The sequence below is a fragment of the Nonomuraea sp. NPDC050310 genome (genome assembly GCF_040655795.1).
Taxonomy (GTDB): domain Bacteria; phylum Actinomycetota; class Actinomycetes; order Streptosporangiales; family Streptosporangiaceae; genus Nonomuraea.
In genome coordinates, this window is record NZ_JBFAKP010000013.1 from 127,325 (window position 1) to 142,673 (window position 15,349).

At 72.6% G+C, this 15,349-nt stretch carries 15 protein-coding genes; 1 reads left to right on the forward strand and 14 read right to left on the reverse strand.

Annotated elements, in window-relative coordinates; translation table 11 throughout:
* Positions 1 to 71: 71 nt before the first annotated feature.
* The gene (locus tag AB0I67_RS27370; RefSeq protein WP_357928718.1) at positions 72 to 1,730 is read right to left on the reverse strand and encodes a VanW family protein; all 1,659 of its coding nucleotides are present in this window, start codon (positions 1,728 to 1,730) and stop codon (positions 72 to 74) included.
* A 112-nt stretch (positions 1,731 to 1,842) separates the two neighbouring features.
* On the opposite strand from AB0I67_RS27370, the gene AB0I67_RS27375 reads away from it, so the two are divergent.
* On the forward strand, positions 1,843 to 2,970 hold the full coding sequence (locus tag AB0I67_RS27375; RefSeq protein WP_357928721.1) for a GNAT family N-acetyltransferase: 1,128 nt from the start codon (positions 1,843 to 1,845) through the stop codon (positions 2,968 to 2,970).
* On the opposite strand, the gene AB0I67_RS27380 is transcribed toward AB0I67_RS27375, so the two are convergent.
* From AB0I67_RS27380 to AB0I67_RS27440, 13 genes are all read right to left on the reverse strand, one after another.
* The gene (locus tag AB0I67_RS27380) at positions 2,921 to 4,195 is read right to left on the reverse strand and encodes an ArsB/NhaD family transporter (protein WP_357928723.1); all 1,275 of its coding nucleotides are present in this window, start codon (positions 4,193 to 4,195) and stop codon (positions 2,921 to 2,923) included. The two genes, AB0I67_RS27375 and AB0I67_RS27380, sit on opposite strands and share 50 nt — an antisense overlap.
* Positions 4,192 to 4,635 (reverse strand): CBS domain-containing protein, encoded by a 444-nt coding sequence (locus tag AB0I67_RS27385; RefSeq protein WP_357928725.1) that lies wholly within the window; start codon positions 4,633 to 4,635, stop codon positions 4,192 to 4,194. Before AB0I67_RS27385 ends, AB0I67_RS27380 begins: the two co-directional genes overlap by 4 nt.
* 74 nt (positions 4,636 to 4,709) lie before the next feature.
* Positions 4,710 to 5,927 carry a cytochrome P450 gene (locus tag AB0I67_RS27390; RefSeq protein ID WP_357928727.1) on the reverse strand — a complete coding sequence of 406 codons (1,218 nt, stop codon included), beginning with the start codon at positions 5,925 to 5,927 and terminating at the stop codon, positions 4,710 to 4,712.
* 48 nt (positions 5,928 to 5,975) lie between these two features.
* Entirely contained in the window at positions 5,976 to 7,211 is a 1,236-nt protein-coding gene (locus AB0I67_RS27395; protein WP_357928730.1) for an ABC transporter substrate-binding protein, read from the reverse strand.
* Positions 7,208 to 8,188: a branched-chain amino acid ABC transporter permease gene (locus tag AB0I67_RS27400; RefSeq protein WP_357928733.1), complete on the reverse strand. Its 981-nt coding sequence runs from the start codon at positions 8,186 to 8,188 to the stop codon at positions 7,208 to 7,210. Before AB0I67_RS27400 ends, AB0I67_RS27395 begins: the two co-directional genes overlap by 4 nt.
* Positions 8,185 to 9,030, reverse strand: a complete 846-nt coding sequence (locus AB0I67_RS27405; protein WP_357928736.1) for a branched-chain amino acid ABC transporter permease — start codon at positions 9,028 to 9,030, stop codon at positions 8,185 to 8,187. Before AB0I67_RS27405 ends, AB0I67_RS27400 begins: the two co-directional genes overlap by 4 nt.
* A 3-nt stretch (positions 9,031 to 9,033) precedes the next feature.
* Positions 9,034 to 9,708 (reverse strand): ATP-binding cassette domain-containing protein, encoded by a 675-nt coding sequence (locus tag AB0I67_RS27410; protein ID WP_357928739.1) that lies wholly within the window; start codon positions 9,706 to 9,708, stop codon positions 9,034 to 9,036.
* Complete coding sequence (locus AB0I67_RS27415) at positions 9,705 to 10,466, reverse strand: ATP-binding cassette domain-containing protein (RefSeq protein ID WP_357928742.1); 762 nt, start codon at positions 10,464 to 10,466, stop codon at positions 9,705 to 9,707. Before AB0I67_RS27415 ends, AB0I67_RS27410 begins: the two co-directional genes overlap by 4 nt.
* A gap of 2 nt (positions 10,467 to 10,468) precedes the next feature.
* Complete coding sequence (locus tag AB0I67_RS27420) at positions 10,469 to 11,749, reverse strand: ABC transporter substrate-binding protein (RefSeq protein ID WP_357928745.1); 1,281 nt, start codon at positions 11,747 to 11,749, stop codon at positions 10,469 to 10,471.
* Positions 11,739 to 12,797, reverse strand: coding sequence for a branched-chain amino acid ABC transporter permease (locus AB0I67_RS27425; RefSeq protein ID WP_357928748.1), 1,059 nt, complete (start codon positions 12,795 to 12,797; stop codon positions 11,739 to 11,741). Before AB0I67_RS27425 ends, AB0I67_RS27420 begins: the two co-directional genes overlap by 11 nt.
* Positions 12,790 to 13,680 (reverse strand): branched-chain amino acid ABC transporter permease, encoded by an 891-nt coding sequence (locus AB0I67_RS27430; protein ID WP_357928751.1) that lies wholly within the window; start codon positions 13,678 to 13,680, stop codon positions 12,790 to 12,792. Before AB0I67_RS27430 ends, AB0I67_RS27425 begins: the two co-directional genes overlap by 8 nt.
* A complete protein-coding gene (locus tag AB0I67_RS27435) occupies positions 13,677 to 14,429 on the reverse strand; it encodes an ABC transporter ATP-binding protein (RefSeq protein ID WP_357928949.1) in 753 nt (250 codons plus the stop codon). Before AB0I67_RS27435 ends, AB0I67_RS27430 begins: the two co-directional genes overlap by 4 nt.
* A 65-nt stretch (positions 14,430 to 14,494) precedes the next feature.
* Complete coding sequence (locus AB0I67_RS27440; protein ID WP_357928754.1) at positions 14,495 to 15,271, reverse strand: ABC transporter ATP-binding protein; 777 nt, start codon at positions 15,269 to 15,271, stop codon at positions 14,495 to 14,497.
* Positions 15,272 to 15,349: the final 78 nt, after the last annotated feature.

Here is a 15,349-nt window from a genome sequence, read left to right on the forward strand (position 1 = left end):
GATACCGCGCACCCGGTGGGCGCGCTCGGGCGGCGGCTCAGGATTCGGTCACCCGAGCGTCAAGGAAGCGGCTATCCGCCGGTGCAGGTGAGCTTGGGCTCCGGCTGGTAGACGGTGTGGAAGCGCTGCTCCTTGATCTTCTTGCCGTCCTTCTTGAAGGTGCGCCACACGTCGATCGCGAAGCCCTGCGCGCCCGGCATGGAGATGCAGTCGGGTCCCGACTCCTGCAGCGTGGGGAAGGGCTTCACGTCGTAGGGGCCGGAGGTGCGCGACTCGATGTCGAAGCGCTTGGTGCTCCAGAACTGCACGGTCACCGAGGTCGAGGTGTAGGACGCCTTGATCAGCACGCCGTGCTCGGAGTCGTTCTTCCAGCGGAAGTCCGGCTGCGGGAAGGAGACCGTGGACTCGCGGCCGGCCGGGTAGCGGGAGATGTAGAACTGGTGCGGCGTGTGCTGCACGTCCTGGAAGCCACCGAAGAAGACCGCGTTGAACATCGTGGTCGCGAACTGGGAGACCCCGCCGCCGACGTCGTTGACGAAGCGGCCGTTGAGGATCATCGGCGCCTCGACGAAGCCGCGGGCGGTGTCGCGCTTGCCGACCAGGCCGTTGAGCGAGAAGGTCTCGCCGGGCAGCACGACGTGGCCGTCGACGATCTCCGAGATGCGGTGGATGTTGGTGACGCGCGGGGCGCAGCAGGGGTAGTTCGTGGTGAAGCTGCTGACCTTCTCCTTGATGCCCAGCGTCTCGGCCTTCTCGGTGGTCAGGCGGGGCTGCTTGTCGCGGGTGGGCACCGCGACCGTGCGGGTGCCGCCGGCCAGGGCGTCGGCGATGGCCGTGCCGAGGGCCTTGCCGTCCACCTGCTTGCCGGGCTTGGAGGGCACCACGCGCGGCTTGCCCTTGACGATCTTGAAGGTGGCGTCCTTGGGTTCGCCGCCGACCAGCTCGCCGGCCAGGCCGGAGGCGTCGAAGTTCGGCCGTAGCGCGCCCTGTCCGTCGTTGACGAAGGTCAGGCGCTCGGCGACCTGCTCGGGGGTGAGCGTGGCCTGCTTGTCCTCGCTGCCGGTGAGCGTCAGCGGCCCCTCGACCGCCTGCTTGGCGGTGGACTCGGCGACCTGCTGGGCCTCCTCGGTGGTCACCGCCGGCGGCCGCTCGCCCACCGGCAGGACGATCCGGGCGGGGGTGAGGTCCTCGCGGTAGGCCTTCTGGATGGCCTGGGCGGACTGCTCGCGGTCGATGCCCTGGCCGGTGCGCGACTCCCGCACCACCGGCTTCAGGCCCTCGTAGCCGATGCGGGCCTCGACCGGCTTGCGGTCGGTCTGCTCGCCCAGCTCGGTCAGGGCGCTGGCCAGCCGGCCCTCGTCCACCTTGATCACGGGATGCAGGTCGCGGCGGCCGAAGAGCGAGGTCCACAGGCCCGCCGGGGTGAGCGCGCCCTCCTGTGCCTTCTCCAGGGTGGCGACCGTGTCGAGGGTCAGGCCCAGCTCGTCGGGGGCGAGCCGTACCTCCTCGTTGTTGGCTTCGAGGGTGAGCGGGACGGCGGCCTGGGCGGCGTACTCGCGGGTGAGTTTGGCGTGCGCCGCGTCCGGGGAGAGGCCGCCGAGGTCGATGCCCGCGACCCGGGTGCCGGGCGGGATCTTGCCCGCGAGGGACAGGGCGGCGGCCGCGTAGCCGAGCACCGCGAGGATGACCAGCCCCAGCAGGAGCAGGGTCCATCGTCGCCTGCGAATCATGCGCACACCTTATACGCCCTCTACCACGACATTTGCCGCTAAAAGGATCTGCTGCAAGATTCGTAATCTTCCTCTCAGGGAACCTTCATGCGACCTCCGTATAACTGGTCCCATGAAGATCCGCGTGGCGCGTCCCGAGGAGCTGAGCGGCTCCGAGCTGGAGGTCTGGCGGACGCTGCAGCGGGCCGGGGACGAGCTGGTCAGCCCCTTCCTCTGCCCCGAGTTCACCCTGGCCGTCGGGCGGCACCGCGACGACGTGCGGGTGGCCGTGATCGAGGACGCCGGGCAGCTCGCCGGCTTCCTGCCCTTCGAGCGGCATCCGCGCGGCGTGGGCAAGCCGGTGGGCGCGGGCCTCACCGACGCCCAGGGCGCGGTCCTGGCGCCCGGCTTCACCCCCGACCCCCGGCTGCTGCTCAAGGGCGCCGGGCTGAGCGTGTGGGAGTTCGACCACCTGGTCGCCGGCCAGTTCGCCGATGCGCACACCAGCCGGCACGCCTCGCCGATCATGGATCTGCGGGCCGGTTACGAGGCCTACGCCGCCGAGGTCAGCCGCGAGTCGGGCAAGACCTACCGCAGCACGCTGGCCAAGCAGCGCAAGCTCGGCCGCGACTTCGGCGAGGTCACGCACCGCTACGGCATCACCGACGTCGAGCAGCTCCGGGTGCTGCTGCGCTGGAAGAGCGAGCAGTACCGGCGCACCGGCCGCTCCGACCGCTTCGCCAAGCCGTGGATCGTGGCGCTGGTGGAGGACCTGCTGGCCACCCAGACGCCGGGGTTCGCCGGCGTCCTCGACCTGGTCTACGTCGCCGGCGTGCCGGTGGTCGGGCACTTCGGGCTGCGCAGCGAGAACGTGCTGGCCGGCTGGTTCCCGGCCTACGACCCGGCCTTCTCCCGCTACTCGCCGGGCCTGGTGCACCACCTGGCCATGGCCCGCGAGGCCGCCGCGCACGGCATCCAGGTGATCGACCTCGGGCGCGGGGCCAAGGAGTACAAGGACAAGCTGAAGACCGGCGAGCTCGTCGTCGCCGAGGGCCGGCTGGCCCGCCGTACCCCCGCCGCCGCCCTGCACTGGCTGGGCAGCGCCCCGGTCCGTACGGCACGCAACACCGTCCTGGCCCACTCGGCCCTGCGCGTCCCGGCCGACCGCCTGCTCAAGCGCTACGGCCGGCTGCGCGGCTCGCTGTCCCGCCTCACAGGAGATACCGGATCCACAGGTACGGCACGCACAGGGCGAGCGTGACCCCGGTGACGACCAGCCCGTAGCGGGTGAACTGCCAGAAGCTGATCGGCGCCCCGTTGCGCGCCGCGATGCCCAGCACGACCACGTTGGCCGCCGCCCCCACCGCCGTGGCGTTGCCGCCCAGGTCGGCGCCGAGCGCCAGCGCCCACCACAACACGGTGTCGCCGCCGTTGGCCTGCACCAGCTCGGCGACGATCGGGCTCATTGTCGCCACGTAGGGGATGTTGTCCACGATCGCCGACACCCCGCCGGAGAAGCCCAGCAGCCCGAGCGTGGTCAGCGTGAGCTGCCCCTGCGTCGCGGACACGGCCGCCTCGGAGATCAGCCCGATGACGCCGGTCTCGACCAGCGCGCCGACCATGACGAAGAGCCCGGCGAAGAAGGTCAGCGTGGGCCACTCGACCTCGGCCAACGCCTCCTCGGTGGTGACCTTCGTGGCCGCGACCAGCACTCCGGCGCCGAGCAGGGCGACCACCGAGGGCTCGTAGAGGTGCAGCACGAAGGCGACCATGACCACGGCGAGCACGGCCAGCGACTGCCACAGCAGGCGGCGGTCCTGGATGGCCTCGCGCTCGTTGAGCAGCATGATCTCGGCCGCGCGGGCCGGGTCGTAGCGGAAGGCGTCGCGGAACAGCCACCGGCACAGCCCGATGAAGACCACCATGAGCACGATGACGATCGGCGCCAGGTGGATCAGGAAGTCGTTGAAGGTCAGCCCGCCCCGGCTGGCGATGATGATGTTCGGCGGGTCGCCGACCAGCGTCGCGGTGCCGCCGATGTTGGAGGCCATCGCCTCGGCGATCAGGTAGGGCGCCACCGGCAGCGCCAGCCGCTCGCAGACCAGGAAGGTCACCGGGGCGATGAGCAGCACGGTGGTGACGTTGTCGAGCAGGGCCGAGGCGCTCGCGGTGATGACCACCAGCAGCACCATCAGCCGGAAGGGCCGGCCCCTGGCCCGTTTGGCCGCCCAGATGGCCAGGTACTCGAAGATGCCGGTCTGCTTCAGCACCCCGACGATGATCATCATGCCGAGCAGCAGGAAGACGACGTTCCAGTCGATGCCGGTCTCTTCGCTGAAGAACGCCGGGCCCGCGCCGGTCGCGCTGATCAGCAGCATGATCCCGGCGCCGCCCAGCGCCGCCGCGACCCGGTGGATCTTCTCGGTGGCGATGAGCGCGTAGGCGCCCAGGAAGACCGCCACCGCCAGCCAGGCGGTGAGCGTCACGAAGCCACCAGCCGGTCCAGCAGCGCCTGCAGCGTCACCGCGCCGAGCAGCCGGCCGTCCTCGACGATCGCCACCAGCGGGCTGTGCGTGCGGGCCATCAGCGCGGCCAGTTCCAGCGCCGTGGCCTGCGGGCCGGTGATGGGCAACTCTCTAGGCTCCGGTGGCAGCGCCGCCCGTACCTTCCGGTCGGCCAGCGCGTCGAGGAAGCGGTCGGCGTGCGCCTCGTCCACGACTCTGGCCAGCGCCGGGTCGTCCATGCAGTAGCCGGGCACGGCCAGGCGCAGCACCTGGGTGCCGGGCAGGATGCTGGAGGGCCGGCCGTGCTCGTCGACCACGATCAGGCCGGGCAGGTCCTGGTCGGCCAGCAGCCGGGCGGCCTCGAGCACCGGCGTGTCGAGGGAGACGGCGGGGAAGGGGGCGACGAGGTCACGGGCACGCATGGGAGCCTCCGGGGTCGGCGAAACGTCTCGCCGACCAGACTTCCCGGCACACCTGTCACGAACGTATCAGGCGCTCACGTCAGCCGGTAGGAGATCGGCAGGCGCTTCAGGCCGCCGACGAACAGGGTCTCGATCCAGCTCGGCTCGCCCGCGAGCTCGACCGATCGCAGCCGGGGCAGCAGTTCGGTGAACAACGCCTTGGCCTCCATCCGGGCCAGCGCCGCGCCCAGGCAGTAGTGCGCGCCGAACCCGAAGGCCAGGTGCCGGTTGGGCGAGCGGCCGACGTCGAAGCGGAACGGGTCGGTGAAGACCTCCTCGTCGCGGTTGGCCGAGGGGTAGGCCAGCAGCAGGGAGTCGCCCTCGCTGATCTTGGTGTCGCGCAGGGTGTAGTCGCGGGTCGCGGTGCGCATGAACTCCTTGACCGGGGTCACCCAGCGGATCATCTCGTCCACCGCGCTCGCCATCAGGGCGGGCTCGGCGCGCAGCCGGGCGAGCTCGGCGGGGTTCTCGATCAGCGCGTGCAGGCCGCCGGCGATGACCGAGCTGGTGGTGTCGTGGCCGGCGGTGGCGATGATCACGTAGTAGGAGGCGGTGTCGAAGTCGTTGAGGCCGCCGTTGGCGATGGCCGAGGCCAGGTCGTCGGTGGGGACGGCCCGGCGGGCGGCGGTCAGCTCCTGGAAGTAGGCGAAGAAGTCGAGCAGCACGGTGATCTGGTCGTCGACGGTCTCGCCGCGGCGGCGTTCGGCGTCCTGGCCGCCGAACAGCTCCTGGGTGAGCTGGAGCATCCGCGGGAAGTCGCTCTCCGGCAGGCCGAGCAGCGACAGGATCACGTACAGCGGGTAGTGCGCGGCGATGTCGGTGGCGAAGTCGCACGAGCCCCCGAACTCCAGCATGCGGTCGACGTACCGCTTGGCCAGTACGTCGATGCGCTCCTGCATGCGGCGCATCGCGGCCGGCTTGAACCAGTCGGCGCCGATCGCGCGGAAGACCCGGTGGTCGGGGTCGTCGATGTGCACCAGCGTGCGCAGGGCCAGGCCGGAGGCGGCCACCCGGTCCTCGGCCTCGGCGGGGCTGAGCAGCGGCCGGGGCGCGTTGAGGAACAGCTCATGCTGGCGCTCGATCTCCAGCACGTCGGCGTGCTTGGTCACCGCCCAGAACGGGCGGTAGCCAGGCCCGTCCACCCGGTGCACCGGCGACTCGCGGCGCAGCAGGGTGCAGGCGGCGTGGTAGCGCGCCTCGTCGGCGTAGGCGCTCGGGTCGATGAGGGTGAGTCCCGCCTCGGTCACGTTCACCGCCCGACGGTAGACCAGAGATCCACACCCGGTCCACAGGCGGGAGTGTCAGGACCGGGTGTCGATGACCTTGCCGAAGGGGACCCACCGCTCGCCCTCGAAGCGCGCCAGCCGCATGGCCTCGATCGGGAAGCCGTCGCCGGGGCCGGTGGACAGGGTGATGCCCGGCAGCAGCATGTCGATCTCCACCTCGGTCAGGCTGCGCATCGCCTGCCGTACGCCCTCGCGGGACGGGCAGGGCATGCGCTCGAGCACCCGGACGAAGGCCTGGGCCGCGGCCCAGCCGAAGACGACCTGCTGGCTGCGCGGGTCGGCCTCGGGCACGTGCCTGGCCATGGCGGCCAGGTAGGTGCGCACGCCGGGGTCGTCGGCCCACTCGGGCGCGCCGGGGTCCTTCTGGAAGCCGGCCGTCACCACGCCCTGCACCTTGGCCACCCCCACGGCCTTGAGCACGGCCGGGGAGGCGGCGACGCCGTTGACGATGTGCAGCGGGTTCCAGTCGGTCATGGCCGCGTCGGCGGCCAGCGCCTGGGCGGCGAACTTGGGCGTGCTCACGTTGAGCAGCACGTCGGCGCCGGAGGCGGCGAGGTTGGCGAGCTGGCCCTGCACGTTCGGGTCGGTCACCTCGTAAGCGCGGGTGGCCACGATGGACACCTCGGTGCCGCGCACCGCGGCCCGGAAGGCCTCCAGCAGGTCTCGGCCGAAGTCGTCGTTCTGGTAGAGCACGGCCACCCGCGCGCCGGGTCGTTCCCGGGCGAGGTGGCGGGCGTAGACGCGGGCCTCGGCGGTGTAACTGGGCTGGAAGCCGATCGTCCACGGGTGCTCGCCGTCCGCGCCCCACTGGGTGGCGCCGGTGGCGACGAAGACCTGTGGCACGCCGCGCCGCCCGGCGAACTCGCGCACGGCCGCGGTGGACGGCGTGCCGAGCGTCTGGAACAGCGCGAAGACCCGGTCGTGCAGCACCAGCCGGCGGGCCTGCTCCAGCGCGCGGGCGGGCTGGTAGGCGTCGTCGCGCACCACGAACTCGATCCGCCGGCCGTCGACGCCGCCCTGCGCGTTGACGTGCTCGAAGTGGGCGCGCACGCCCTGCGCGACCACGGCGTAGGCGGAGGCCGGGCCGGAGAGCGGGTAGATGCCGCCGACCTTGACCGAGTCCGGGGTGATTCCGGTGGCGACCTGGCCGGCGCAGGCCCCGCCCAGGACGACCTCGCCGTCCCCGCCGAGCCGGCACCCGGCCAGCACCAGGACCAGCAGCAGGACCGGGATCAGCACGACGCGCTTCACGACCGCCTCCTGAGCAACGACCCGGCCGCCCGGCGCAGCAGCCCGCTCAGCCCGGTCGGGGCCAGGCAGATCACCACGATGAGCAGCGCGCCCGACACCAGCCCCGGCGCGGCCGGGTTGACCTCGGAGGTGAGCGCCAGCACCACGACGGCTCCGATCAGCGGCCCGGCCAGGCTGCCCAGCCCGCCGATCACCGCGCCGGCGAGCATGGTGATCGACAGCGCCAGCCCGAAGGAGTCGGGCGCCACGAACCCGACCGTCCAGGTGTAGAGCGCGCCGGCCACCCCGGCGTACATCGCGCTCCACGCGAAGGCGTGCGCCTGGTAGGTGGCCGGCCGCATGCCCAGGACCTCGGCCGCGGCCGGGTGGGCCTTGACGGCCAGCAGCGCCCGCCCGGCGCGCGAGCGGGTCAGGTTGCGCACGCCGGCGAAGGCCGCGACCGTCACCGCCAGCACCAGGAAGTAGAGCACCTGGTCGTCGTCCGGGGTGGGCACCGGCAGTCCCATCGCGCCGCCGGTGAGCCCGGACAGCCGTTTGAGCAGCGGCGGCACCACCACCGCGACGGTGAAGCTGATCATCGCCAGGTACAGGCCGCGCAAGCGCAGCGCCGGCCGGGCCGCCGCCAGTCCCAGCCCGAAGGCCAGCAGCGCCGCCACCGGCAGGGTCAGCGGGTACGGCAGGCCGACCCGCGAGATCAGCACCGCCGCGGTGTAGGCGCCTACACCGAAGAAGGCGCCGTGCCCGAGGGAGATCTGGCCGCCGTGCCCGGCGACCAGGTCGAGGCCGAGCAGCGCGACCGCGTAGACGAGGACGAGCGTCACCTGGAAGAGCCGGTAGGGCGGGAGCACGAAGGGCAGGGCCGCCGCGAGCAGCAGCACCGCCGCCAGCGCGGTCCGCCGCCACGGCCACACCTGCCGCCGGTCGCCCGCGACCTGCCCGACCGCCACCCGCCGCCGCCCGGCGGCGACCGCGTTCACGCCCGCTCCACGAGCGGGGCGCCGAACAGGCCCTGGGGCCGGAGCACCAGCACGGCCACGATCACCACGAGCGGCACCGCGATCTTCAGGTCCGCCCCCACGAAGCCCACGTACGTCCCGGCGAGCGTCTCGGTCACCCCGACGACCAGCCCGCCGAGGATCGCCCCCCGCGCGCTCCCGAACCCGCCCAGCACCGCCGCGGCGAAGGCGTAGACCAGTACCCCGGTCATCATCCCCGGCTCCAGGAAGAGCGCCGGAGCCAGCAGCACCCCGGCCAGCGCGCCCACCGAGGCCGCCGTGCCCCAGCCGATCGCCAGCACCCAGCCCACCCGGATCCCGGACAGCCGGGCCGAGCGCTGGTCGGCGGCCACCGCCCGGATCACCAGTCCCAGCCCGGTGTGCCGCAGCACCAGGACGAGCGCCCCGAGCACCAGCCCGGCCAGTCCCGCCGCGCCGAGCGCGGCCAGCCCCGGCGGCGCGTCAGGGAACGGCCCGGGAAAGACCCGCAGCGTGGAGCTCCACACCAGCGAGGCCAGCGCGTTGACCAGCACGTACAGCCCGATCGTGGTCACCACGAGCCCGAACTCGCCGCTCACCCGGCGGATCACCAGCCGCTCGGTCACCGCCCCGGCGAGGAAGGCGATGGCCACGGTCACGGGCAACGCCACCCAGTACGGCAGGCCGTCCTCGATGAACTGCCAGGCGACATAGGTGGCCAGCATGGCCAGCTCGCCCTGGGCGAAGTTGACGATCCCGGTGAACCGGTAGCTGAGCACCAGGGCCAGCGCCAGGGCGGCGTAGCCGGCGCCCGCACCGAGCCCCTGGAGGATCTGCTGAAGCACGGCTCACCACCTCTGCCGGGTGCGCAGGCCGGTGATGCGGCCCGATTCCATCGCGTACATCCGGTGGGCCACCTCCAGCACCGCGGCCACGCTGTGCTCGACGATGATCATCGTGGTTCCCTCGTGCCGGTTGATCGAGTGGAGGGTGCGGAAGAGCCGGGCCCCGGCGGCCGGGGCCAGCGCGCGGGTGGGCTCGTCCAGGAGCAGCAGCCTGGGCCGGGCCATCAGCGCCCGGCCGAGCGCGAGCAGGCGTTGCTCGCCGCCGCTGAGGGTGCCGGCGGGCTGGGTGACGTGCGCCTGGAGCACCGGGAAGTGGCTGAAGACCCGGGCCACGTCCTCGCTCACCCCGCGTCTGGGCCGTGGCCTGGCCCGGGCCGCGACGCGCAGGTTCTCCTCCACGGTGAGCGGGGCGAAGGTGCCGTCCTCCTGGGTCACGTGGGCCACGCCGAGCCGGGCGATCTCGTCCGGGGAGCGCCCGAGCAGCGGGACGCCGTCCATGCTCACGCTGCCGCGGGCCCGGACCAGCCCGGACAGCGCGCGCAACACCGTCGTCTTGCCCGCGCCGTTCGGCCCGAGCAGCACCGCGACCTCGCCGGGCCCGGCCTCCAGGTCGATGCCGTGCACCACCTGGGCCGCGCCGTAGCCCGCGCGCAGCCCGCGCACTCGCAGCCCGCTCACTGGACGGTTCCCAGGCACGCGGCGACGACCGCGGGATCGCGCCGCACGACCTGAGCCGGACCGTCGGCGATCTTGCGGCCGAGCTCGAAGCAGACCATCCGGCGGCACAACGCCAGCACGAACTCCAAATGATGCTCGACCAGCACGATCGTGATGCCGCGCTCGTGGTGGAGCCGCGCGATGAGCTGGGCGAAGGCCGGCACCTCGCCGGGCGCCAGGCCGCCGGCCGGCTCGTCCAGGAGCAGCAGCCTGGGCCGCGCCGCCAGCGCGCGGGCGATCTCCAGCCGCTTGCCGATCCCGTACGGCAGGCCGGCCGCCGGATGGTCGGCGTACCCGGCCAGCCCGAACCGCTCCAGCAGCTCGTCGGCGTCCTGCCGCAGCCGCCGTTCCTCCGCCCCGGCCCGCCCAGCCGCCGCGGCCCAGAAGCCGGCCCGCCCGTGCCGGTGTGCCCCGGCCAGCACGTTCTCGCGCACCGACAGGCCGGGAAAGACGACCGTGGTCTGGAACGTCCGGGCGATCCCGCAGGCCGCGACCTGGTGCGGCGCCACCCGCGCCAGGTCCTGGCCGGCCAGCCGCATGAAGCCCTCCTGCGGGGTGCACCGCCTGGTCAGGCAGTCGAACAGGGTGCTCTTGCCGGCCCCGTTCGGTCCGATCAGCCCGACCAGCTCGCCCTCGCGAACCACGAGGTCGATCTCCGACAGCGCGCTGACGCCGCCGAAGCGCATGCTCAGCCGGCCGATCTCCAGTAAGGCGTCCACCGTCAGCCGGCCGCGGGCACCGCATACCCCTTGGCCAGGTCCGACTCGGCGGCTTCCTTGAAGATCGTCGCGCCGCCGACCGCGTCCTTGTCCGGCTTGACGACGTAGGAGGCGCGGGAGGCGGGCTTGTCGTAGACGCTGAAGTCCATCGGGGTGCCGCCCAGGCCGCCCTCCCAGGCCTTCTGCGAGCGGTGGGCGGCCAGGATGCCCTCGCGGCTGAGGTCCTTCGCCTCGCACGCCTTCTTCAGCGCGTCCCCGACGATCATGGCCGCGGTCCAGCCCGCGGCGACGCCGCTGTCGAGCGGCTGGCCGGCGTACTTGGCCTGGTAGTCGGTGATCAGCTTCTGGTAGACCGGCAGCGGCGCGCTGATCGGGGCGCCCGCGGTGACGTAGTAGAAGTCCTTGAGCAGCGCGGGGGCGGCCGGGGTCTGCAGGAGCTGCGGGCTGTAGGCGGAGTTGCTGCCGACGAAGGGCACGTCCATGCCGCCGGCCAGCGCGACGCCGACCAGGGAGGCGGTCTGCCGCGGCCCGACCGAGACCAGCACGGCCTTGACCCCGGCCTTCTTGAACGCGGCGACCTGGGCGGTCATGTCCTGGTCGGTGGCCTTGATCTTCTGCTCGACCAGGGTCAGGCCCTGCTTCTCGCTGGCGTACTTGGAGCCGTCGAGCGCGCTCTGGCCGTAGTCGCCCTCGAAGTAGAGGTGGCCGATGGTGTCGCCGGACTTGATGCCCTTCTCGGCCATCAGGAAGTCGACCGCGTTGACCATGTCCACGTCGTAGGTCGTGCCGGTCACCTGGATCGCCTCGCTGCCCAGCAGGCCGGTCGCCCAGGCCATCGGGATGGTGAGGATCTTGTCCGTGGTGATCTTGTCCTTGAGCGCGGTGACCATCGGGGAGCCGATGAACTGCGGGATCGCCGCGGTCTTCGGCGCGACCTCGGCGTAGGAGGCCATCGCCTTCTGCGCGTCGTAGCCGTGGTCGCGCACGACCGTCTCGATCTTGCGTCCGCAGACCCCGCCGGCCTGGTTGAGCTGCTCGAAGTAGAGCTGCTGCGCCTGGGTGAGGCTCTTGCCGAGGGAGGCGTACGGGCCGGTCAGGTCGGTGAGCAGGCTCAGCGTGACCGTGTCGGCGGTGACGCCGGGACCGGTCTTGACGCCGTCCCCGCCCGCGGCGGCCGACGGCTGCGCCGAGGCGCCCCCGGTGGCCTTCTCGCTGGCGCAGGCCGAGGCGGCCAGGGCGAGCACCGCCACCGCGGCGGCGACTGCTGTGCGGTTAACCGGCATGAGAGCTCCTCGTTTCAGGGATGCGGGACACGACGCGGGGCAACTTCGGACGCAGGGAGCGGAACAGGCCGAGCAGGCCGCCCGGCAGGAACAGCACGACCGCCACGACCGCAGCGCCGTAGAGGATGCGCGCCGCCTCGGCGGGGGACAGGCCGCCCGAGCCGGGCGCGGCGACCAGGGGGATGGCGTCGCTGTAGCGGGTGAGCAGCTGCGGCAGGAGCGAGACGAAGACGGCGCCGATCACCGCGCCGCCGACCGAGCCCAGGCCGCCGATGACGATCATGGCGAGGTAGTCGAGGGAGAGCAGGATGCCGAAGTAGTCGGGCACCGTGCGCTGGAAGACCAGCGCGAGCAGCACGCCGGCGGCTCCGCCGTACATGGAGGACAGGACGAACACGCCGGCCCGGTAGCGGGTGACCGGGACGCCCATCACACCGGCGGCCAGCTCGTGGTCGCGGATGGTGTTCATGGCCCGGCCGGGCCGGCCGCGCAGCACGCCCCGGGCGAACAGCGCCGCGCCGAGCAGCAGCGCGCCGCCCAGGAACCACAGCCGCTCCAGCACCCCGAAGGGCACGTCCAGCACGACGAGCGCGGGGGCGTCGGCGAAGGTCAGGCCGAACAGCTCCATCGGCGGGACGGCCCGGCCGTTGAAGCCGCCGGTGACCGGCTCGGCGTTGAAGAGCAGGTGCTGCCCGCCGAAGATGAGCGCCAGGGTGGCGATGCCGAGGTAGGCGCCCTTCAACCGGCCGGCGATCGGGCTGAACAGGCCGCCGGCCGCCCCGGTGAGCAGGACGGCGAGCACGGCGGCCAGCGGGGTGGGCAGGCCGAGGTCGGCGGAGAAGGCGACGTAGGCGTACGCGCCGACCGCCAGGAAGAAGGCGTGGCCCATCGAGAGCTGGCCGGTGGCGCCGGTCAGCAGGTTGATGCCGATCGCGCCGACCGCGGCGGACATGGCGAACAGCCCGGTCTGCAGCCAGAAGCCTTCGAGGTAGAACGGGACGGCCACGAAGGCCGCCAGCACCGCCAGGCGGATGATCCACTTAGACACGGGCGAGCTCCTTGGTCCCGAAGAGCCCGGCGGGCCGCCAGAGCAGGATGGCGATCATGATCAGGAAGGGCGCCACGTCGCCGATGCCCCGGCCGAGGAAGGACAGGTCGTTCTGGTAGCCGGTCATGAGCGCCTCCGTGATGCCCACGACCAGGCCCCCGACCAGGGCTCCCGTGGTGGAGTCGAGGCCGCCGAGGATGGCGGCGGGGAAGGCCTTCAGCGCGGCGAGCGAGGAACTGCGGTCGAGCCCGGGCGTCGGGAAGACGCACAGGAAGAGCGCGGCGACCGCGGCCAGCGCCCCGGCGACCGCCCAGGCGCTGAGCGAGACCCGGCCCAGCCGCACGCCCATCAGCGCCGCGGTCTCCGGGTCCTCGGCGGTGGCCCGCATCGCCACGCCCCAGCCGGTGTACTTGAAGGCCAGCAGGAAGGCGGCGATCAGCGCGGTGGCGGTCACCAGCGCGACGATCCGGGTCTCGGCGATGGTGATGCCGCCGATCTGCACCACCCGCGACTCCCACGGGTCGCCCATCGCCAGCACCTCGGTGCCGATCTGCCGGGTCAGCTCGGTGGTGAGCACGATGTCCACGCCGATCGTCACGATCGCCAGCACGCTGTGGTTGGCCGCCTTCGAGCGGCGGATGACCAGGAACTCCACCGCCGCGCCGATCACCGCCGCCGCCGCGATGCCGAGCGCCAGCGCCGCCCAGAAGCCGACGTAGGGATGCAGTCGCGCCACCACGTAGCCGCCGGCCAGCAGCAGCGAGGCGTGCGCGAAGTTGACCACCTCGGTCGCCTTGAAGATCACCACGAAGCCGAGCGCGATCAGCGCGTAGACGGCCCCGATGGAGATCCCGTTGACCAGCAGTTCCAGGAACGTCGTCACGATTCCCCCAGATAGGCGTTGATGACCTTGGGGTCGCTCTGCACCTCGGCGGGTGTGCCGTCGGCGATGCGCCGCCCGAAGTCCAGGACCGTCACCCGGTCGGCCAGCCGCATGACCATGCCCATGTCGTGCTCGACCAGGACGATCGAGATGCCGAGGCTGCGGCGCACGGCCAGGATCAGCTCGGCCATCTCCACCCGCTCGCCGCTGTTCATCCCGGCGACCGGCTCGTCCAGGAGGAGCAGCCGGGGCTCCATCGCCAGCGCCCTGGCCAGCTCGACACGCTTCTGCACGCCGTACGGCAGGAGCCCGACCGGCGTGGCCAGCCACGGGGCCAGCCCGACGAACTCCGCGATCTCCGCCACCCGGGCGGCGTGGATCCGCTCCTCCTTCCTGGCGTACGGCAGGCGAAGCCCCGCCGCCAGGAAGCCGGAGCGGGTCAGCCGGTGCCGGCCGAGCAGGATGTTGTCGCGCACCGGCAGGTGCGGGGAGAGGGCGATGTTCTGGAAGGTCCTGGCCACGCCGAGCCCGGCGATCTCGTGCGGGCGCAGCGCGGTCAGCTCGGCCGGGCCGAGGCGAACGCTGCCCTCGCTGGCCCGGTAGACGCCGGAGAGCACGTTGAAGCAGGTGGACTTGCCTGCGCCGTTGGGGCCGATGACGGCGTGCACGGTGCCGGGGGCGACGGTGAAGCTGACGCCGTCAAGCGCGGTGACCCCGGCGAAGCGCACGGTCACGTCCCTGACCTCCAGCGCATCCGTACCGTCCGGTTGGTATGTGGAGTGCGCGCGCAGCAGGGCGGGCTCGAACTCGGGGATCACGCCGACCACCGGGCCAGCCCCGGACGCTCGCTCAAGGCGGGTCCGGTGTCCGTGACGCCCAGGTAGCGGCGCCGGACCTCGTCGCTGGCCGCCAGTTCCGCCGACTCGCCGGACAGCGCCACCGCCCCGACCTCCAGCACGTAGGCGTGCGAGGCCAGCGCGAGCGCCATGGCGACGTTCTGCTCGACGAGCAGCACCGAGGTGCCGGTCGCGTTGATGGTCCGGATCGTCTCGGCGATCCGCGAGACCATCTGCGGCGCCAGCCCCAGCGTCGGCTCGTCCAGCAGCAACACCGACGGCTCGGCCATCAGCGCCCGGCCGATCGCGAGCATCTGCTGCTCGCCGCCGGACAACAACCCGGCGTGCTGGCGGGCGCGTTCGGCCAGCACGGGGAAGAGCTCGTGCACCCGGTCCCGCGCCCGGCCGGCCGCACCGCGCGGGGTGCCGAGGCCGCCGGCCCGCAGGTTCTCCTCCACCGTCATGCGGGCGAAGACGCGCCGGCCCTCGGGCACCTGGGTGACGCCCCGCCGTACCACCGCCGCCGCGGCCGTGCCGTCCAGCCGGACGCCGTCCAGGGCGATCTCGCCGCGGGAGACCCGGCCGCGGTGGAAACGGAGCGTTCCCGAGATCGCGCGCAACAGGGTCGTCTTGCCCGCGCCGTTGGCACCCAGCAGGGCCACGATCGAGCCGGACGGCACCCGCAGCGAGACCCCGTCCAACGCCCGGACGGGACCGTAGTCCACGACGAGGCCGCCGACCGTCAGCTCGGCCATTCGAATTCCTCCCATGCCGCCATGCAGGTCACCCAATCCCCGCCCGGCACGGTCGTCCAGACGCGGCAGGGAAGTCAG